Origin of the sequence: Streptomyces sp. NBC_00576, assembly GCF_036345175.1 — a bacterium.
GTDB lineage: Bacteria > Actinomycetota > Actinomycetes > Streptomycetales > Streptomycetaceae > Streptomyces.
Genome location: NZ_CP107780.1, coordinates 3651940 through 3670274 on the forward strand (window position 1 = coordinate 3651940; position 18335 = coordinate 3670274).

The 18335-nt window shown below is 68.1% G+C and carries 20 protein-coding genes; 4 read left to right on the forward strand and 16 right to left on the reverse strand.

Going from position 1 to position 18335, the window contains the following annotated elements; genetic code table 11:
• Positions 1–29: 29 nt before the first annotated feature.
• The 4 genes from OG734_RS15260 to OG734_RS15275 all read right to left on the reverse strand — a co-directional run bounded on the left by OG734_RS15260 (position 30) and on the right by OG734_RS15275 (position 3038).
• Entirely contained in the window at positions 30–458 is a 429-nt protein-coding gene (locus OG734_RS15260) for a hypothetical protein (protein ID WP_319092234.1), read from the reverse strand.
• 8 nt (positions 459–466) lie between these two features.
• Positions 467–865 (reverse strand): roadblock/LC7 domain-containing protein, encoded by a 399-nt coding sequence (locus tag OG734_RS15265; protein ID WP_330288042.1) that lies wholly within the window; start codon positions 863–865, stop codon positions 467–469.
• 25 nt (positions 866–890) lie between these two features.
• Entirely contained in the window at positions 891–1904 is a 1014-nt protein-coding gene (locus OG734_RS15270) for a MarR family transcriptional regulator (RefSeq protein ID WP_330288043.1), read from the reverse strand.
• Between the two features lie 180 nt (positions 1905–2084).
• The gene (locus OG734_RS15275) at positions 2085–3038 is read right to left on the reverse strand and encodes a LysR substrate-binding domain-containing protein (RefSeq protein ID WP_330288044.1); all 954 of its coding nucleotides are present in this window, start codon (positions 3036–3038) and stop codon (positions 2085–2087) included.
• Positions 3039–3125: 87 nt separating this feature from the next.
• On the opposite strand from OG734_RS15275, the gene OG734_RS15280 reads away from it, so the two are divergent.
• Together OG734_RS15280 and OG734_RS15285 are read left to right on the forward strand one after the other, a co-directional pair.
• A complete protein-coding gene (locus OG734_RS15280; RefSeq protein WP_330288045.1) occupies positions 3126–3659 on the forward strand; it encodes a carboxymuconolactone decarboxylase family protein in 534 nt (177 codons plus the stop codon).
• 151 nt (positions 3660–3810) lie between these two features.
• Entirely contained in the window at positions 3811–4749 is a 939-nt protein-coding gene (locus OG734_RS15285; RefSeq protein ID WP_330288046.1) for a M56 family metallopeptidase, read from the forward strand.
• A gap of 97 nt (positions 4750–4846) precedes the next feature.
• On the opposite strand, the gene OG734_RS15290 is transcribed toward OG734_RS15285, so the two are convergent.
• The 4 genes from OG734_RS15290 to OG734_RS15305 form a co-directional block, all read right to left on the reverse strand.
• Positions 4847–6337 (reverse strand): AI-2E family transporter, encoded by a 1491-nt coding sequence (locus tag OG734_RS15290; protein WP_330288047.1) that lies wholly within the window; start codon positions 6335–6337, stop codon positions 4847–4849.
• A gap of 187 nt (positions 6338–6524) precedes the next feature.
• Positions 6525–7238, reverse strand: a complete 714-nt coding sequence (locus OG734_RS15295; RefSeq protein ID WP_443064862.1) for a transglycosylase SLT domain-containing protein — start codon at positions 7236–7238, stop codon at positions 6525–6527.
• A 400-nt stretch (positions 7239–7638) separates the two neighbouring features.
• Positions 7639–8964, reverse strand: coding sequence for a PhoH family protein (locus OG734_RS15300; RefSeq protein ID WP_330288049.1), 1326 nt, complete (start codon positions 8962–8964; stop codon positions 7639–7641).
• 392 nt (positions 8965–9356) lie between these two features.
• Positions 9357–10133 (reverse strand): isoprenyl transferase, encoded by a 777-nt coding sequence (locus OG734_RS15305; protein WP_330288050.1) that lies wholly within the window; start codon positions 10131–10133, stop codon positions 9357–9359.
• Positions 10134–10745: 612 nt separating this feature from the next.
• On the opposite strand from OG734_RS15305, the gene OG734_RS15310 reads away from it, so the two are divergent.
• Positions 10746–11102, forward strand: a complete 357-nt coding sequence (locus tag OG734_RS15310) for a DUF192 domain-containing protein (RefSeq protein ID WP_330288051.1) — start codon at positions 10746–10748, stop codon at positions 11100–11102.
• A 494-nt stretch (positions 11103–11596) separates the two neighbouring features.
• Here the strand turns inward: OG734_RS15310 and OG734_RS15315 are convergent, their stop codons facing one another.
• A complete protein-coding gene (locus OG734_RS15315) occupies positions 11597–12415 on the reverse strand; it encodes a class I SAM-dependent methyltransferase (protein ID WP_330288052.1) in 819 nt (272 codons plus the stop codon).
• A 100-nt stretch (positions 12416–12515) separates the two neighbouring features.
• Between OG734_RS15315 and OG734_RS15320 the strand changes: the two genes are divergently transcribed.
• On the forward strand, positions 12516–13004 hold the full coding sequence (locus OG734_RS15320) for a DinB family protein (protein ID WP_330288053.1): 489 nt from the start codon (positions 12516–12518) through the stop codon (positions 13002–13004).
• A 46-nt stretch (positions 13005–13050) separates the two neighbouring features.
• On the opposite strand, the gene OG734_RS15325 is transcribed toward OG734_RS15320, so the two are convergent.
• The 7 genes from OG734_RS15325 to OG734_RS15355 all read right to left on the reverse strand — a co-directional run bounded on the left by OG734_RS15325 (position 13051) and on the right by OG734_RS15355 (position 18323).
• A complete protein-coding gene (locus OG734_RS15325; RefSeq protein ID WP_330288054.1) occupies positions 13051–13536 on the reverse strand; it encodes a GNAT family N-acetyltransferase in 486 nt (161 codons plus the stop codon).
• 136 nt (positions 13537–13672) lie between these two features.
• Positions 13673–14557, reverse strand: a complete 885-nt coding sequence (locus OG734_RS15330; protein ID WP_330288055.1) for an LLM class flavin-dependent oxidoreductase — start codon at positions 14555–14557, stop codon at positions 13673–13675.
• A gap of 40 nt (positions 14558–14597) precedes the next feature.
• Complete coding sequence (locus OG734_RS15335) at positions 14598–15176, reverse strand: dihydrofolate reductase family protein (RefSeq protein ID WP_330288056.1); 579 nt, start codon at positions 15174–15176, stop codon at positions 14598–14600.
• Positions 15177–15263: 87 nt separating this feature from the next.
• Positions 15264–15947, reverse strand: a complete 684-nt coding sequence (locus tag OG734_RS15340; RefSeq protein ID WP_330288057.1) for a hypothetical protein — start codon at positions 15945–15947, stop codon at positions 15264–15266.
• A gap of 19 nt (positions 15948–15966) precedes the next feature.
• Positions 15967–16629, reverse strand: coding sequence for a hypothetical protein (locus tag OG734_RS15345; RefSeq protein WP_330288058.1), 663 nt, complete (start codon positions 16627–16629; stop codon positions 15967–15969).
• Between the two features lie 27 nt (positions 16630–16656).
• Positions 16657–18009, reverse strand: a complete 1353-nt coding sequence (locus tag OG734_RS15350) for a hypothetical protein (RefSeq protein ID WP_330288059.1) — start codon at positions 18007–18009, stop codon at positions 16657–16659.
• Positions 18006–18323: a hypothetical protein gene (locus tag OG734_RS15355; protein ID WP_330288060.1), complete on the reverse strand. Its 318-nt coding sequence runs from the start codon at positions 18321–18323 to the stop codon at positions 18006–18008. The genes OG734_RS15350 and OG734_RS15355 overlap by 4 nt, the downstream gene beginning before the upstream one ends.
• Positions 18324–18335 lie beyond the last annotated feature (12 nt).

Consider the following 18335-nt stretch of genomic DNA (forward strand, 5'->3'; position numbering starts at 1 on the left):
GCCCCTCGAGGGGCCCGTCGGCGTTCCGCTCAGAGGCTGTACTCCTTGACCACCCGCCGCACCTGGGCGAAGAGCATGCCGACGTTGACCGCCTTGCGGCAGACGACCACGGCGACGACGTCCTGCTGCTCGTTCAGCCGCACGAACAGGTGAGTGAGGTTCTCGCTGTTGACGAGGATCTCCTGGAAGAAGTGCTGGTCGCTCGGGGTGCCCCGCCGTTCCTTGAACACGTCCTCGATCATCACGACCGTACGGCCCTGGAACAGGTCGAGGGTCGCGCCCGCCAGCAGGTCGAGTACCTCCGGCGGATGGTTGTCGACCGTCTCGTACGACAGCAGCATCCCGGTGGCCATGTCGACCACCCCGGACGCGACACACTCGGGGGCATCGGTACGGAGCGCCTTGACCAGGCTCATGACCTGGTCGGAGAAACCTGTGGTCATGCGTTTCGTCGCCATCCTTTCCTTCACACTCCTTCGGTCGCCACGGCGGGGTCCGTCGCGGTGAGGATCGAGCCGATACGGCGCAGCGCCGGCTGGGTCGCGCGGTGCAGCCGGTCCAGGTCGACGCCCTCGTCGCCGAGTACGACCATCAGCGCGGTGTCCCCGACGGCGTAGAACGCGGCACAGCCCTGACTGCCGTAGGTGACCGTCCGGCGCAGGGTGCCGCGGCCGGTCGCCTGGGCGGCCCGGCGGGCGAGACCGAGCCCCGCGGCGGCGATGGCGGCGAGGCCTTCGGGGTCGATCGACTCCGCGGTGTCCGCCGCTATGAGCAGTCCGTCGGTGGCGGCAATTGCCGTGTCGGTGATTCCTTCCACTTTTTCGCGCAGATCGCGCATTTCCATGGCCAGCGCATTGTGGTCCATGTACTCAACTCCCCTATGACTTCTATTAATCATGAGTTCCGTTCCGCATGCGGAAGAACCCTTTCCAGCTCGTCCCGCGCTTTTCCGGGACGAGAGTTTCGGTGATGCCACTGGCGCCGGGTTCACGGCGGGGCAGGGCGGTAAGCGGGGTGACGACGGCAGGGTCGACGTACGGGGGCGGCAGTGGCGGAGGTGGTGACGGCGGGGGCGGCCTGCGCTGCCGCAGTCCCTCCTGCGGCACCCGTACGACCGGGAGGGGCGCGGCGCCCTCGGCGCACTCCAGCAGCCCGGCACCGGTCATCCGCGCCACCTCGACCGTCACCGTGTACACCCCCCGGCCGGTACGGAACGCGAGGTCACGGGCGGTCCGCCGGCCGTCGGCGTGGGCAAGCAACTCCTGCTGTACGGGGGTGAGTCGCCCCTCAGCGACTGCAACCGGTGCCGAACTCGGGCTCGGACGCTCACGGTTCGGGCGTACCGGGTGGGGCAGGGCGGCGAGGGCGGCCAGTTTGCGGTTGGCGTCCTGGAGCAGGCGGACCGGCCCCTCGCCCACCGGGACGGGGGCGAGCGGCTCGGCCCCGGGGTCGCGTTCGCAGGCGTTTACGCGGCCGGCGACGACCGCGAAGACGGCGTCCCGTAACGCCATCATGCAGACGACGCGCAGCTGGACGGCGCCCGCGTACCCGTGCCTGATCAGTTCCGCGCCCGGCCAGCGCGCTCCCCCGGCCTCCCGCACCAGCTCGGCCCAGTCCTCCCCGCTGATCCGGCGGGAACGCAGCAGCAGCGCCTCCGGGCCGGGGGCGCCCGGGCTCTCGGCGCCGACGACGAGACCGCGCCGGAAGTGGAAGGTCCCGCCGGGGCTGCCGGCCGCGTGCAGCGCCCCGGTGAACTCCTCGCGCCCGCAGTCGGCCAGGGAGTTCAGCAGCAGGCCGTAGCCGATCCGGCCAAGGGAATCCGGGGATTCGGATTCGGGTCTGGAGTCACGGGCGGATGCGGACGCGGCGGCGGTGGCGGATATGGAATCGCGGATGACCGACATCACTCCCCTTGGCCTTGCCCATCGCCATTTCGCACATACGCCTGACGCGTAGCACTGAGGGGGTATGTGTATCAGTCCGGGCGCATATGCAGACCGGGGTCTTGCTACCTGACGGAAGTTGAAATCTCTCGCCGTTCAACGGTCTTTGTTCGACGCTCATTTGATCGAACAGTCACCTGTTTAGTCGCCCAGCACCCGTACGGGCAACGGTCTCAGCGCCTCCCGCAGAGCCGCCGCCAGCTCCTCGTACTCCGCGCCCCGCACCGCGCCCGCGCGCATCGCGAGGCCGATCCGGCGGGTCGGGGCCGGGGCGGCGAAGCGACCGGTGCGGAGCTGGTCGCTGCGGCCCGCCTCGACCCTGACAGCGGTGTCCGGCAGCAGCGTCACGCCGAGGCCGCCGGCCACCAGCTGGACGAGGGTCGACAGACCGGCGGCCGTGGCGGTGACCGGGGCGTCCACGCGCCCGGCGTCGCGGCAGATGTCGAGCGCCTGGTCGCGCAGACAGTGCCCCTCGTCCAGGAGCAGCAGGTCGAGCTCGCGCAGCGCCTCACGCGGGATGTCCGTGTGCCCGCCGAGTGGATGGTCGAGGGGCGTGACAAGCACGAAGTCCTCGTCGTACAGGGGGAGTTCGAGGAGGCCGGGCATGCCGGTCGGGACGGCGATCAGAAGCAGGTCGAGGCGCCCGGTGGTGAGCCCGTCGAGGAGGCCGGCGGTCTGCTCCTCGTGGACCTGGAGGTCGAGGTCCGGGAAACGGTCGTGGACGAGCCGCAGGACGGTGGGCAGGAGGTAGGGCGCGACGGTGGGGATCACGCCCAGCCGCAGGGCGCCGGTGAAGGGCGCGCGCACGGCCTCGGCCTCCTCCATCAGCGCGTCGACGGACTCCAGCACGGCCCGGGCACGTACGGCGAGCCGCTCACCGGCGGGCGACAGCAGCACCTTGCGGGTGGTGCGCTCCACCAGGGTGACACCGAGGGCCTCCTCCAGGGCGGAGACGGCGCCCGAGAGAGCCGGCTGGCTCATGCCGATCGCGGCGGCGGCGTCCCGGAAGTGCAGCTGCTCGGCGACGGCGACGAAGGCACGCAACTGGGCGAGACTGGGCCGACGGCGCCCATCGGTGTTCCTGGCCGCGGCCATACCCGTACCCCTCACCCGAACTGATAGCTTTCACTGATCAACATGACAGATTGTATCGATTCCCCTGATCAATGGTGGTGAGTGGGTATGAGCCTCGCGGAACTCGAGTCCGCCCTGCCGGACTACGCGGCGGACCTGCGCCTCAATCTGCGCTCGGTCATCGACCGTTCCGGGCTCACCGGGCAGCGGCTGTGGGGCACCGTGCTCGTCTGCGCGATCGCGTCCCGTTCACCGCATGTGCTGCGCGAGCTGGCGCCGGAGGCCAGGGCGCGCCTCTCACCGGAGGCGTACACAGCCGCCCGCTCGACCGCCGCCGTGATGGCGATGAGCAACGTCTTCCACCGCACCCGCCATCTGCTCTCCGACCCGGAGTACGTGCGGCTGCGCGCCGGTCTGCGGGCCAACGTCCTCGGCGACCCGGGCGTCGAGCGGACCGATGTCGAGCTGTGGTCGGTGGCGGTGTCGGCGATCAACGGCTGCGGAGCCTGTCTGGACGCGCACGAGCGGGTGCTGCGCGGCGCGGGCGTCGACCGGGAGACGGTACAGGCGGCGTTCAGGATCGCGGCGGTCGTCCAGGCCGTCGGCACGACCCTGGACGCGGAGGCGATCCTCGCCGAGTAGCCGCCGGGCAGCCGCGTTTCGCCGGTCGGGGCGGGTGACTGGACGCGGCACGCGGTACGTCCGACAATGGACGGACCCTCACTCCGTTCGTCGCCGCCTTCGTCGTACCGGCCGCGAGGACCGTGTTTCTCCGATTGAGGGAGCCACCCGCATGACCGTCGTCCTGGCGCTGATGGCCGCCGTCGCCCTGACCGCCGCCGCCGTCCTGCCGCGCGTGCTGACCCGGGCCGGCTGGCCCGACCGGGAGCCGGTGCTGGGGCTGTGGGTGTGGCAGTGCCTGGTCGCCACCGTCCTGGTGTGCTGCCTCGCCGCGCTGCTGCTGGGCACGACGGCCGCGTTCGGCACGGTCCGGGCCCACGCCTTCGCGCCGGCGCCGCCCTCGGTCACCGCCGCCTACCAGTTGGGGCGGGCGCCCGTCTGGCTCACCGTACTGACGCTGCTGCTGGCCTGCGGGGCGGCCTGGACGGTCGCCATGCTCGCCCGGGAACTCGCGGAGGCGCGCAGGCGGCGTCGACTGCGGCGCGTACATCTGCGGGAGCGCGCGCCGGACCTGCCCGCCGGTTTCCCGGCTGCCCGGGGGCCGCTGCTGGTTCTGGAGGACGAGTATCCCGACGCCTGGCTGATGCCCGGGCCGACGCCCCAACTCGTCGTCACCACGGGCGCGTTGCGCCGGCTGTCCGACCACGAGCTGGACGCCGTACTCGCCCATGAACTCGGTCACGCCCGCGCCCGCCACGACTGGCTGCTGAACCTCTCGCAGGCGCTGGCCACCGGCTTCCCGCGTGTCCCGGTCTTCACCCACTTCCGGAACCAGACGCACCGCCTGGTCGAACTGGCCGCCGACGACACCGCGTCCCGGCGCTGCGGCCACCGCACCACCGCACTCGCCCTGATCGAACTCAACCGGCACCGGGGCGTGTTGTCCTGCGCGTGTACCCGCGGGCAGCTGGGCGACCGGGTCGAGCGTCTCCTGGCGCCTCCACCGCGCCTGGACGCGCCTTATCGTGCCGCCACCCTTCTGGCCGCCGCCCTGGCCCCACTGATCCCGCTGTTCATCGCCCTGGGGCCGGCCCTCAAGGTGCTCAACTGACCCCTTGTGCGGGTTCATTCGCCTGCGGGCCGGTGGGGGCTTGTCGCGCGCCCACGCGGCGGAGCCGCCAGTGTCACAGCCCCGCGCCCCTTGGGGCCTACGCAGGCGGGTCGGAGGGCGGCGCACCCTGCTCAGGCTGCGCGGCAACCCGCTGAGCCCTGGTCAGCGCGATCTCCGCCGACGTGGCTCCGCGCGGCTGCGGTGCGTGGCGTAGCACCGCCGAATCCTGGGTGTGGGCCTGGGAGTACACGCGCAGATAGCCGACGACCGTGTTGGTCACCGCGACCAGCGGTACGGCGACCACCGCGCCGCCGATCCCCGCCACCATGCTGCCCGCCGCCACGGACAGCACCACCGCCAGCGGGTGGACCCGGACCGCGCGGCCCAGGATGAACGGCTGCAGGATGTGGCCCTCGATCTGCTGCACGGCCAGCACCACCGCCACCACCGCCACCGCCGTGACGACGCCCTGGGTCACCAGCGCCACCACCACCGCCAGGGCGCCCGAGGCGACCGCACCCACCAGCGGGATGAAGGAGAACAGGAAGATGAAGACGGCCAGCGGGACGGCCATCGGCACGTCCAGGAAGTAGATGCCGAGGCCGATGAAGATGGCGTCGATCAGGGCCACTATCACCGTGCCGCGCACATAGGCCGTCAGTGTGTGCCAGGCTCGCGGGCCCGCGCCGGCGACACCGGGACGGGCCGCCGCCGGGACCAGCTTCAGCGTCCACTCCCAGATGCGCTTGCCGTCGTAGAGGAGGAAGAGGGTCGAGAAGGCCGCCAGGAGTATGCCGGTCAGCGCCTCGACGACGACCGTGACGCCCTCCAGGCCCACCGACGTGATCGAGTCCGTGTTGGCGCCGATCGCGTCGCGCAGGTTCTCGGCGATCTTGTTGATCTGCTTGTCGGTGACGTGGAAGGGACTGTTGAGCAGCCAGTTGCGCAGTTCGTCGATGCCGTCCTGGACCTGGTCGGAGAGCTGGTCGGTGTTCTCGATGACCTGCCAGGTCACGAACCAGCCGATCAGCCCCATCACGACGAACCCGAGGATCGCGGTGAGCGCGGTCGCGGGCCCGCGCGGCATGCCCCAGCGGGTGAGGCGGGCGACCGCGGGCTGGAGCAGCGCGGTAATGAGCAGCGCCACCACGAAGGCGAAGACGACGAGTTGGACGGCACTGATGACCCGCATCAGCACCCAGAGGGTGCCCGCGAGCACCAGCAACCGCCAGCCCGCCTCGGCCGCGACCCGTACGCCCCACGGGACGACGGCGGCAGGCTCGGGCCGGACTGCGACCGCGACCGCGCCAGAATCGGTGAGGGTGCTAGCGGTGACGGCGGACGGAGACTGTTCGTGCTCGGGCGGGTGCGCGGACGTGTGCCCGGGCGTGTCCTCGGGCCCGCGTCCGGGGGCGGAGTGTGGCGCGGGCCGTGAGCTGTCCGGTCGGCGCGGTGGCTCAGTGCCGTGCGGCGAGAGCCCGTCGTCCGTGTGCTCCTTCTCCACCTCGGCCCGGCGTGCGTCCAACCGCTCGCCCATCTCGGTCAGCCGGACACCGATCCGGCCGAGCCATTGCGGCACTCGCGACATGATCCGCCCTCGTCCCCCGTCTCTCCCTCTGCCCACCGCTCTCCCCTACAGCTCGCGAGCCTCGGGAGCAGCGGTCCGCGTCTGACCGTACACGGCCGAAGCCCCCCACCGAAGGACGGCGAGGGGCTCGGAAAGGTTGAGACAACTGAGCGCAGAATCCGAAGCAGACGCAGCGGGCCCAGAAGACTTAGTAGTAGTTGTTGGCCTGCCAGAAGTTCCACGCGCCGCACGGGCTGTCGTAGCGGTCGTTCATGTAGCTCAGGCCCCACTTGATCTGGGTGGCCGGGTTCGTCGCCCAGTCGGCGCCGGCCGAGGACATCTTGGAACCCGGGAGCGCCTGCACAAGGCCGAACGCGTCGGAGCTGGGGTTGTCCGCCTGGTAGTTCCAGCTGGACTCGTGGTCCACGATGTTGCTGAAGCACTGGAACTGGTCCGCCGGGACGATCTGGCGCGCCATGTCCTGGACGTCGGCGATCGAGTACGAGTTCTGCACCGGGAAGTAGGCGTTTTCACGCGCCGCGGAACGGCTGGCCGCCTCTTCCGCTTCCTTGCGCGCCTTGGCTTCCGCCTCGGCCTTCTCGGCGGCCTTCTGCTTGGCCACCGCGTCCTTGGCGGCCTGCTTGCGGGCAGACTCCTCGGCGTCCTTCTTGGCGGTGACGTCGGCGGCGATGGCCTGAACGTCGGCCTGCTGCGTCAGGGACGCGGTCTGCACCTGGGCCTGGGAACCCACGGGAATGTCCGTGAGCAGCGTGGTGTCGCCTACCAGTGCCTCGGCGTCGTTGGGGGTCGCGGTCTGGCCCGAGGCCACACCAGTCACTGCGCCGACAGCGGTGACCGCGGTGGCCGAGGCCACTGCCAGTCCCCGGACCGAAATCCGGCTCACACGGTTTCCTTCCAGCATCGCCCGCTTCGGTGACCCTGGCGGACGCAATCTTGCCCCAAGACGCTGTCCTCCCAACTGCGGGGTCACGGGAGGCACGGGCCCGCCGGGCAACTCCCTTGCGGGGAGCGCCGCGTGGTGTGCGGGCGGCATACGACGACGGTATGGAGTTGAAGGCGGTGCTTCTGTGGTGCCGTACTACTGGGGGTACAGATGTGTCGTATGCGGGGCCTGACAGGAGTGAGACTCTGCCGCAACCGGACGCCGGGTGGCAATTCTGAGTTGCGTGTGAAAGCTCACACCTCGTTTGCCCCAGGTGATTTAAGGAAAGCCGCAGACGCGGAAGCGCCGCCCAGCTAGGCTCTTCGCCTTTTGCCGGACGGCGCCGATATCGCCAACTCCCCTATCTACACAACGAGGGTCAGATGTGCCCGTCCTCCAGCATTTCGGTCACCAGGGCGGCGATCTGGGAGCGTTCGGACCGGTTGAGGGTGACATGCGCGAAGAGCGGGTGGCCCTTCAGCTTCTCGACGACGGCTACGACACCGTCGTACCGGCCGACGCGCAGGTTGTCCCGTTGTGCCACGTCATGGGTGAGAACCACCCGCGAGTTGGCGCCGATTCGGGACAGCACGGTGAGCAGGACGTTCCGCTCCAGCGACTGCGCCTCGTCCACGATCACGAACGCGTCGTGGAGCGACCGGCCGCGGATGTGGGTGAGGGGCAGCACTTCGAGCATGCCGCGCGAGGTGATCTCTTCGATGACCTCGCGGCTGGTGACCGCGGACAGGGTGTCGAAGACCGCCTGCGCCCAGGGGCCCATCTTCTCGGACTCGGAGCCGGGCAGATAGCCGAGTTCCTGCCCGCCCACCGCGTACAGCGGCCGGAAGACCATCACCTTCTGGTGCTGCCGCCGCTCCAGCACGGCCTCCAGACCGGCGCACAGCGCGAGCGCCGACTTGCCGGTGCCGGCCCGGCCGCCCATCGACACGATCCCGATGTCCGGATCGAGAAGGATGTCGAGCGCGATCCGCTGTTCGGCGCTCCTCCCCTTGATACCGAACGCCTCGCGATCCCCGCGTACGAGGCGGACGTTGCCCTCGGACGTGACGCGCCCCAGAGCCTTGCCTCGCTCCGACTGGATCGTCAGACCGGTGTGCACCGGTAGTTCGGCGGCCTCGGGGACGTAGGCGTGCCCTTCCTCGAAGAGGAGGTCCACCTGTTCGCCGGCCAGGGTCAGTTCGGACATTCCGGTCCAGCCGGAGGAGCCCGTGATGGCCAGCTCCGCGCGGTACTCCTCGGCGAGAAGACCGACGGACGAGGCCTTGATCCTGAGTGGCAGGTCCTTCGACACGACAGTTACGTCGTACCCCTCGGCCTGCAGGTTGCGGGCGACCGCGAGGATGCGGGAGTCGTTGTCCCCCAGGCGATAGCCGCTTGGCAGCACGCTGGGGTCCGAGTGGTTGAGCTCGACACGGACGGTCCCACCCAGCTCCCCGATCGGAATCGGGGCGTCGAGACGACCGAACCGGACCCGGAACTCGTCCAACAGGCGTAGCGCCTGTCGGGCGAAGTACCCGAGTTCGGGATGGTGCCGCTTGGCCTCCAGTTCCGTGACCACGACGATCGGCAGCACGACTTCGTGCTCCTCGAAGCGGTTCAGGGCGCCTGGATCGGCCAGCAGGACGCTGGTGTCGAGAACATAGGTGCGCCGGTCTGGCATACGGCGCTTTGTGCTGGTCACCACGGAAGGACGTACCCCCTCGGATGAGGTCGGGGAGCGACGAAGGAGATCTGGACCGGTCGACGGCCGCAATGCGCGGGCCGAGAACCGGCCCTCCGCCTGTTCGCCCGTGCTGTGACCACACGGTCGGGCTGGTGCAAAGGGCCTCCCGGGCGGACGGCCCCGTGCCGTCCGCTGAGATACGACACCCGTGGTTCGGGTGTCGACCTGCTTGCCTTATGCCCTCGAACATGCGCGGCCATGCCACACCACATGGCGGCGCGCTGGTGAACTCCTTGTTACTTCCGTCCCAAAGCCGTTAAGCGGCGCGGGTCTGTGTCGATCTGCGGCTCCGCCGCGGGGCGCGACCAGCCCCCACCTGCCGGCAGCGAAAAACCACCTGACCGGCGGAGCTCTTAATTGCCGTAGCGGCGGTGGCGGGCCGCGTAGTCGCGCAGGGCGCGCAGGAAGTCGACCTTGCGGAAGGCCGGCCAGAAGACCTCGCAGAAGTAGTACTCCGAGTGGGCCGTCTGCCAGAGCATGAACCCGGACAGCCGCTGCTCGCCGCTGGTACGGATGACGAGGTCGGGGTCGGGCTGGTCGCTGGTGTAGAGGTGCTTGCCGATCAGGTCGATGTCCACGTTCTCGGCGAGTTCCTCCAGCGAGGTGCCCTTGTCGTGGGCGTCGAGCATCATCGAGCGCACGGCGTCGGCGATCTCCTGCCGGCCGCCGTACGCGATGGCGACATTGACGAGTATTCCGCCCTTCACATGGGCGGTGGACTCCTGGGCTTCCTTGATCTGGTTCTGCATCTGACCCGGGAGCAGATCGAGGTTGCCGACGTGGTGGACGCGCCAGCGGCCGTCGGCGGCGAGGGAGGTCACAACGTTCTCGATGATCCCGAGAAGCGGTGCCAGCTCCGCCTGCGGACGGGTGAGGTTGTCCGTGGAGAGCAGCCAGAGAGTGACGACCTCTACGTCCGTCTCGGAACACCAGCCGAGGAACTCCTCGATCTTGTCCGCACCGGCCTTGTGCCCCTGGGCGGTGGTGGAGCCCGCCGCCTTCGCCCAGCGCCGGTTGCCGTCCACGATGACGCCGATGTGCTTGGGCACCTGGTCGTGGTCGAGGTGGCCCTCCACCCTGCGTGTGTAGACCCTGACCAGCAGCCGGCGCAGGTTTTCGCGCAGGTTCACGTGTTTGTCAGCCCCTCCGTACGGATCGGACAGGCGCGGCCGAGCGCAATCCCTGGCGCGATCCCTGCCCGTATGGCGGTCCTCGGGGGTGGCGATCCCCGGAGGAGGAAGCGTACCGCTGCGAGGCGGGGGGTCTTGCGCCTGGGGGAACCGAGGCCTGGGGAACGGGTCCCTGCGCCCGGGGAGAAGGGGTCGGAGGGCGGCGGTATCCGGCTGGCTTCGTCGCGGGCACAAAAAAACGGGCCGGTCCGTGGGGGGGGAGACGGACCGGCCCGAGGGGGGGCTTCCACCATAACCCTTCGTGAGTGATGCTGCGCGCATCAGCGCCGAACAACTACTCTCCGAAGTCGCCCGACGACGCGTGGATGGCCCCGGAAGGCCGTTTTCATGGCCGGATCATGGCTGGAAAACAGCTGATTCCCAGGAAAAATCGAGGGATCCGAGGACATCCAGAGGGATCCGGCACGTTTCACCCCCATGGCGCAGACCCCCGGCCGCTTCAGCGCGATTCGGATACCGGACGGGTGCGGGCGATGCCTTCGGGCCCGGCGTCCCTCCCAAGGGCGACCCGGTCGCGAACGCCGGCTTGACGCCCTCGCTAACTTCGCAGCCATGGCCACATTCACCACCGCCCAGACGCCGGAGCCGGTTCCGCTGGAGCTCGCCGAGTCGGGACGAGCACGCCGGCGCGGGCTGCTGGGCCGGGACGGAATCGAGGGCGCACTGCTGCTGACGCCCGCGAGTTCGGTTCACACATTCGGGATGCGGTTCGCGATCGACGTCGCCTATCTGGACGCAAACGCGCGGGTCCGGACGGTAAGAACCATGCGCCCGGGCCGAGTTGGACTCCCCCGCCCCTGGGTGCGGTCGGTCCTGGAGGCGGAGGCCGGGGCGCTGGAACGATGGGGGGTACGGCGGGGCGTACGGCTCCTGATCCGGGCCGACGGCGCGGCACCGGAGGACCACTGAGCAGGAGCGGGGCAGACTCGGACGAGCCCCGAGGGGGGTAGGTACGGCACCGCGCAGGCCCCTCCTCTGCACGGTGCCACCCGCGCGCTTTGCTCACGCGAATTACCTTTACCTAAATTTACGCGACGACACCCCGCGCTCACGAACCCCCGCGATAACGATGTGGAAACCTCGTGAAGCCTTTTCGGGCATACGCACACATGTCTCGCGCATCGAGCGAGGGGTCCCGGTCGACCCTGGTCACCCCCACCCCCCTCGCTGAGATTTCGCCAATATTCGGACGCCAGCGAACGATATCCGGAAGTTTGCTGGAGATAAGTTACGTAATGCAGTAGATCGCCCCAATTATCCGGCGACGCGAAGATCAAGGTGCGACTCAAGGGCCGGCTTGGCCAAGGCAGGCGCTCGGCAGATCGATCGGCAGTCACTCGCCAGTTCGCGCCAGATTTCTTCTGCACCGGAAGCAGGGGCTCCGGTCGGTCGAGGTCAGCGGGTCAGCCGGACGGCTTGCGGGCCTCGAAGAGATGGCGGCTGCTGTGCGCCACGAAAGGACCCTCGGCCTCGATCCGTTCGTGCAGGGACCGGAGTTGCGGGCGGTACGCATCGACGGTGAAACCGGGCACCATCCAGATCACCTTGCGCAGGAAGTGCACGACGGCAGCGATGTCGTAGAACTCCATCCGCAGTCGCTCGGCGCGCAGGTCGACGATCTCCAGCCCGGCGGCTTCCGCGCCGGCACGCTCACGGTCGGGGTGGCGCCCGCTGCGCCGCTCGTCCGGCTGCGGTCCGAGGAAGTGCTCGACGAGTTCGTACGCGCTGGCGGGCCCCACGTGCTGGGCGAAGTACGTACCGCCGGGTCGCAGGACTCGGGCGATCTCGGTCCAGTGCGCGGAGACGGGGTGCCGGCTGACGACCAGGTCGAAGGCGTCGGCGGCGAAGGGCAGCGGCGCGTCGTCCGGTACGGCGACGACCGCCGCGCCGCGCGGGTGGAGCAGCGCGGTGGCCTTGGCGACGTTCGGCGGCCAGCCCTCGGTGGCGACGGTGAGCGGGGGCAGCTTCGGGGCGGTGTTGAGTACCTCGCCGCCCCCGGTGTGCACGTCGAGCGCGGCGGACACGCGGGCCAGCCGCTCCCCCATGGCCCGGGCGTACCCCCAGGAGGGCCGCGCCTCGGTGGCCCGCCCGTCGAACCAGGAGAAGTCCCAGCCGTCGGTGGGGACGGCGGCGCCTTCGGCGAGGAGTTGCTCGAAGGCGGAGGTGTGGGTGGGGGCGAGGGTGGATGCATGCACGGGGGTGGTGGGCTCGGGCGCAGACATGAGGGTGATATTCGCAGCTGGTTGTCAGTGGCCGCTGATAATTTCCGCCGCAACGACGGAAGTACGCGGAAGCGGAACAGAAGCAGAGGTGGTCCGGGACATGCTGTACGCCGATGACGAGACGACGACGCTGCGCGCGAAGCTCGACCAGGAGCGGGACGCGGTGCTGTGGAAACTGGAGGGCCTGGACGAGGAGCAGGTCCGCAGGCCGATGACACCGTCGGGCACGAGTCTGCTGGGGCTGGTGAAGCATCTGGCGTCGGTCGAGTACGGCTGGTTCGTGGAGACGTTCGGCCGCGAGACGGAGCCTTTCTGGTTCGACCCGTACCTCGGCGAGGACATGACCGCGGGCCCCGACGAGACCACCGCCCAGATCACCGACTTCTACGCCCGCGCCCGCGCCGCCGCCGACCGCGTACTGACGGAACTCCCCCTGGACACCCTGGGCAAGCCGACGTGGCGGGACGACGAGTGCTCGCTGCGCTGGGTCCTGGTCCGTATGACGGCGGAGACGGCGCGGCACGCGGGGCACATGGACGTCGTGCGGGAGCTGATCGACGGGGCGACGGGCGAGTACGAACCGTCATGACGCGTGTCATGAACTGCCATTGCCTGCCTTTGCCTGCCCTGACAGTTCATGACCTGTCGGCGTCCAGGACGAGCATGAGGTGCTCGTTGTCGCCGTGGCGGACCGTGCCGGTGCGACGGAAGCCGTGTTTTTCGAGGAGACGGACCGAGGCGGTGTTCTCGGCGAAGGGATCGGCGTAGAGGGGCCGATTGGTCTCGCGCCGCAGAAACAGCCCGAGGGCGACGCTCCCGACGCCCCGCCCCCAGTACGGCCGCCCGAGCCAGTACCCGACGAAGCGATGTCCGCCGACGCCCTGCTCGCCCTCCCACCAGGCGACGATGTGGCCGGCGGGCTCACCGTCCACGGTGACCGTCTGCACGAACACGGTGCTGTCGCCCAGGATCTTCGACTTCCAGTGCGCCATGAAGGCGTCCCGCGGCCGGGGCGTGAACCGCGACCGCCGGACGGCCTCGGAGTCGTTCTCGTACGCGAGCAGAAACTCCAGGTCGGCTTCCACGACGTCGCGGAGCTGTACGTCATCGGTTTCGGTCATGGTGGGGAGTCTGGCAGGGGCCACTGACATTGCCGGGATGGCGAGCGGGGCCTGGGGAACAGCGGGTCCGGGGAACCGGGTCACCGGGTCACCGGGTCACCGGGTCACCGGGTCACCGGTGTCAGGGGAACCGGAGTCAGGGGACGAGCGCCCGGACTTCCTCGGCGACGAACCGTACGAAGCCCTCGGGGTCGGGCTCGTCCCCGGTCGGCTGCACGATGACAGTGTCGGCCCCGGCCTCGACGAGGCGCCCCACGGCCTTGGCAACGGCACCGGCGTCCCCGGCGACGCCGAGATCGGGGACGGAGGCCAGTCCTTCGGCAGCGAGTTCGGCACGGAGCCGGTCGTCGGCGTCGACCCCGGTGGCGACGAGGAGATAGACGACGACACGATGGGTCTGCCCCGCCGCGTCCGTCCGGCCGGCGGCCACCCGCCCCTCCTCGATCAGCTGCCGGGCCTGACGCACCCCGTCGGGAGCGGTACCGGCATGGAGAACGGTCCCGTCCGCCACCTCCCCGGCCAGCCGGAGCGAACGGGGCCCGGTGGCCCCGGCGAGAAGGGGCAGCCCGGGCTCGGGCGGCCAGTCGAGGCCGACGTCGTCCAGCTTCACGTACCGCCCCTCGGCGGTGACCCGTTCACCGTCGAGCAGTGCGCGCAACGCGAGCAGATACTCCCGCAACAGAGTGAGCGGCGACGCGACCCGCGCCCCGACCTGCCCCATCCAGTCCTGCACACCGTGCCCGAGGCCGAGGATGGCCCGCCCCGGGAACAGACGGTGCAGGGTGGCGGCCTCCATCGCGGTCAGGGCGACATTCCGGAGCGGTACGGGGAGCAGGCCCACCCCGACTCGGACGCGCTCGGTCCAGGCGAGGGCAGCCGCGGCAGCGGAGATACCTCCCTCGCGGAAACAGTCCTCCCAGAGCCACAGCTCCTCGATCCCGGTGGCGTCGGCGAGTTGGGCGAGGGCACGCAGCCGCTCGGGCGGGAGTTGGGGGCGGAAGACGACGCCGAGGGTGGTCATAGGGCCTTCCTATCGAGCGGGGCTGCGCAGTACAACACCATTACTGGCCGTCGCTGCTGACACGCTCGTACCGCAGGAGTACGACGCCGTTGCCGAAGGTACGTGACTCGATGAGCCGGAGCCGGATGAAGCTGTCGGCCTGGAGGAAGAGCGGCCTGCCGCGTCCGATCAGCACGGGATGAACGCACAGCTGAAACTCGTCAATAAGGTCGTGCCGCATGAACTCGGCGGCAAGCTCGGCCCCACTGACCGCGAGATCCCCGCCCGGCTGCTCCTTGAGCGCCCGAATATCCTCCGGAACGACCTCCCGCACGATGGTGGTGTTCCAGTCGGCATGCTCCAGGGTCCGGGAGAACACGTACTTGGGCATGTCCCGCCAGATACCGGCGAACTCGACCATGGTTTCCGTCGTGCTGCCGGGGTCGGAGTCCGCAGTGGGCCAGAAGTCGGCCATGAGCTGATGGGTGACACGCCCGCTGAGGAAGGCACCCATGGCTTTGGTCCGCAGATTGAAGTACCGGTGAAGTTCTTCGTCGACCATATGCCAGTCGATCTCGCGGTTGGGACCCTCGAAGTATCCGTCGAGGGAGACGGACATCATCAATACGACTTTCCGCACGGCACACACACCTCACCGATTATTAGCGGCACTGGGACTCACGGTACTAACCGAATCTCCCTCAAGGTGCTGTTGCCACGCGCACTTTCACGTAGTTAGCGTCCCGGAGTCCAGGGGATTCTCAAAGCTGACTGTCTCGGCGATCTGTTGAAGAATCGCGCGATATTCTGCTCGGCGGGCCACCGCAGTCGTACTGACTGTAAGAACGGCCAAGCGCTTGCAATCAGGATGTGGCAGATGCGCATGAATCTGGATAAGGGGCTGCTGTGGAAGGCCGCTCTCGATTGAAGGCTTGAGCGTAGTCTCACTGATCGTCGCAGGCCCACAAGGGAGTTCGAGGAACTCGATGCCTGTGTGCCCGTCGGTGGATGTCACCGCGCGTGCCGCCGTGACGCCGCGCGGGGCGACGGCCGTGTCACGCCAGGAGATCGTGAAGAAGGAGAGCAGCGGGTGGTTGCCGCTCGCGCCTGTCTCGCCCACGTCGTCACGGTGCAGGCCGATGGAGCAGTGCACCGTACCGATCTCGCGGAGAGCTCCCAGCAGCTGCTGTCCCGACGCGACGTTGGCGATGAACTGTTGGCGTACCAGGTCATTAGGCGCCGAGTCGAGAAATGGAGCGATGGCTACGCGCAGGCTGTCAGCGGCTGGGGAGCCGGGCGCGGAGAGAAAGGCTTCGAAGGGGAGGGCAGTAAATCCGGCGAGTTCGGCAAACCAGAGTTCCGCTTGAGGGTCATTGACGGAGTTATGCAGGACAAACATGGGAGTCTTCACGATACATTCCGAACGCATATCAGGAATGGGCAGGGTAAATACCTACGCTTCGACCGCGCTCGATGTCCTCCGGAGTAGCACCCCAGTCCGCAAGACCCTGGCCGCCCACTACCTCTGTCCGCTGTTCAAGAACTTGCATACGACGAGGCGCATCTTCATCGTGAGTGGATGCGGCGATAAGTCCGATGAAGCGCGGATCGCCAGCGAACCAGATAACACTAATCTGCGACTTCAGTTGCGGCTTGGCTCGGGGAGCCATCCGGCGGTGCCACCATTCTGTACGAAGATGCTGAGAGAAAACTAGGGCAAGTAGCTGATCGGGCCGAGCAGGGTTGGGGAACTCAAACCAACCGTGATGCTTGTCGGGCACGTCGGGATGGCCACTCAATCCATGTGGAGCATCGCGCATTGCCTGCCACGGATAGGTCCGCAGAATGCGCCGCATGCGAAACGCCGGAGGAAAGTAGCGCAGCTGAGTTACGGCTCGATAGAAACAATATCCGAGAGGCAACACGAAAAGGAAAACGAACCCTGGTGACAAGAACACGATAAGCACATACAGCAGGCCGACCCAAGCGGCAATCCAGCCGATGAAGCCAGCAACATTCATCGCCATGTGCACCGTCCAAGCCCGACGGGTGGCTGAATTCTCCCAGGCAATCGGGTGGTCAGTGGGAGTCATGGACTGTACCTCTCCAATCAGGAAGCGTCAGAAGACATGGCGGACGAGATCGAGGATGCCACCGTTGTCGAGGATGAGACGTGCGCCGTCGATGCCGGCAACGGCTCCGTCCTTGACGCCATCGTCGTCCGCGTCCACCGCACTGTTGTACAGGCCGAAGCCCCCAGTACCTACGCCGACCGCACTCGATGTCACTGCGACCGCTTTGGCCGCCGCTTCGGGATTGCTAAAGCCTCGCACCGCCCGAGCAATGAGCGGGTTGTCCAACTGGGCGATGCCTCCCATGCTGTCCATTGTCTTGGTACCGAACGTGGCCATCTTCTGCCCGAGTGAGAGCACTTCACTCCCCGTCCGCACAGCCGTCACTGTCCCCTTGACCCCGACAACTGCCGCCCCGATTCCTGGCAGCATGCCCATCGCGTCTGCCCCCACCGACACCGCGTTGCTCCAGAAATCAGCGTCGAACTCCCCCTTGGTGAAGCCGTCCTTCAAGGACGCCCATGTTTCGGGATCCGCAGAGAGTCGATATCCCAACGCAGTTGCGCTCAGAGCAGACGCTGTGAGCATCAGCGCCGCTACCATCGCGATTCCCAGCGGACCAGCGAATACGATGGCCACCAATCCGATGACTCCTGCCACGAAGCTCAGGATGTCTGGAAGGTTGTCCTCGATCCAATCAAGGGCGTCGTCGAACCACCCCGGCTCGTGCGGAGCCAGTTTCTTCGTCGCGTCGTGGATCTTCGACGCCCGGTACTTCGCCTTGTCCTCGTGCTCTTCCGCCAGCGTCCGGGCCCTACCGCGAACCTTCTCCAGCTCGGCCTCGGCCTCTTCCACATCCGAGTTCGCGCGGCTCAGCGCCTTCTTCGCGGCGTCGTGATCGGCGCCTTTCTTGTCCAGGCCCGGAGCATCGCCGGCCTCGGTCGCGCGCCCCTTCGCGCGGTCCACCGCGTCCTGGGCTGCCTTTGCGTCCTCTTCGAGACGCTTCGCACGACGCTGGAAGTCGTCGAGTTCGTCCTCCCAGCTGCCCAGTTGCCTGGCCGCCTTACGGATGGAGTGCGCCGCGTTCTTCAGGTTGAGCGGCAGCGGGCCACCGTCGAGCTGCTCCCGGAAGGCGACGGCCGCGTCACCTTCCCAGTAGCTGCCGTCCATCAACTTGGTGACCAGCTCATGCGCTTCTTCGAGCACCTTCGCGCAACTGGAGAGCTTCTTGTGCAGCCCTCGCACTGTCTCAGTGTCGCCCGGCACGGGGTTGAACCCCAGGTGATGGTAGTTGGGATTCGGGAGGGGCGGATATGACTTCAGGCCCTGCGGAAGATCGCCGTTCCTGCGGGCCTGGGAGTCCGGGTAAGGGGAAGGCTCAACCCCGGGTGCGAGCGTCATTTTTTGGCTCCGCCCTTGCCATCCCGGGCCTTCTTCAAAGCCTCTTCAAGCGCCTTGTCGACCTCACGGTAACTGTCCTTGCTCTTCCCGATGATGTCGGCAAGATCATCGGTCTGTTTACCGATCTCCTCGGCTCCGTACTTCCAGTCCTCCTGGAAGTCTTGGCATGCGGAGTCTAGATCGTCCGTGCCGAGCCCGCTGACATTGGCATCACTCAGCGCCTTACGCAGGCCCTTCAAAGAATTGCTGGATTTCTTAAGCAACTTCATGAAGTGCGCGAGCTCATCGCCATCAACGGCCAACCGGTCCGCCACACGCCCGTCCCT

Coding starts and splice junctions, on each gene's coding strand:
- OG734_RS15315 (WP_330288052.1), bottom strand. CDS start 12,415: ATGTCTGCGCCCGAGCCCACCACCCCCGTGCATGCATCCACCCTCGCC.
- OG734_RS15320 (WP_330288053.1), top strand. CDS start 12,516: ATGCTGTACGCCGATGACGAGACGACGACGCTGCGCGCGAAGCTCGAC.
- OG734_RS15325 (WP_330288054.1), bottom strand. CDS start 13,536: ATGACCGAAACCGATGACGTACAGCTCCGCGACGTCGTGGAAGCCGAC.
- OG734_RS15280 (WP_330288045.1), top strand. CDS start 3,126: ATGAGCCTCGCGGAACTCGAGTCCGCCCTGCCGGACTACGCGGCGGAC.
- OG734_RS15285 (WP_330288046.1), top strand. CDS start 3,811: ATGACCGTCGTCCTGGCGCTGATGGCCGCCGTCGCCCTGACCGCCGCC.
- OG734_RS15350 (WP_330288059.1), bottom strand. CDS start 18,009: ATGACGCTCGCACCCGGGGTTGAGCCTTCCCCTTACCCGGACTCCCAG.
- OG734_RS15260 (WP_319092234.1), bottom strand. CDS start 458: ATGGCGACGAAACGCATGACCACAGGTTTCTCCGACCAGGTCATGAGC.
- OG734_RS15265 (WP_330288042.1), bottom strand. CDS start 865: ATGGACCACAATGCGCTGGCCATGGAAATGCGCGATCTGCGCGAAAAA.
- OG734_RS15310 (WP_330288051.1), top strand. CDS start 10,746: ATGGCCACATTCACCACCGCCCAGACGCCGGAGCCGGTTCCGCTGGAG.
- OG734_RS15290 (WP_330288047.1), bottom strand. CDS start 6,337: ATGTCGCGAGTGCCGCAATGGCTCGGCCGGATCGGTGTCCGGCTGACC.
- OG734_RS15270 (WP_330288043.1), bottom strand. CDS start 1,904: ATGTCGGTCATCCGCGATTCCATATCCGCCACCGCCGCCGCGTCCGCA.
- OG734_RS15295 (WP_443064862.1), bottom strand. CDS start 7,238: ATGCTGGAAGGAAACCGTGTGAGCCGGATTTCGGTCCGGGGACTGGCA.
- OG734_RS15330 (WP_330288055.1), bottom strand. CDS start 14,557: ATGACCACCCTCGGCGTCGTCTTCCGCCCCCAACTCCCGCCCGAGCGG.
- OG734_RS15275 (WP_330288044.1), bottom strand. CDS start 3,038: ATGGCCGCGGCCAGGAACACCGATGGGCGCCGTCGGCCCAGTCTCGCC.
- OG734_RS15345 (WP_330288058.1), bottom strand. CDS start 16,629: ATGACTCCCACTGACCACCCGATTGCCTGGGAGAATTCAGCCACCCGT.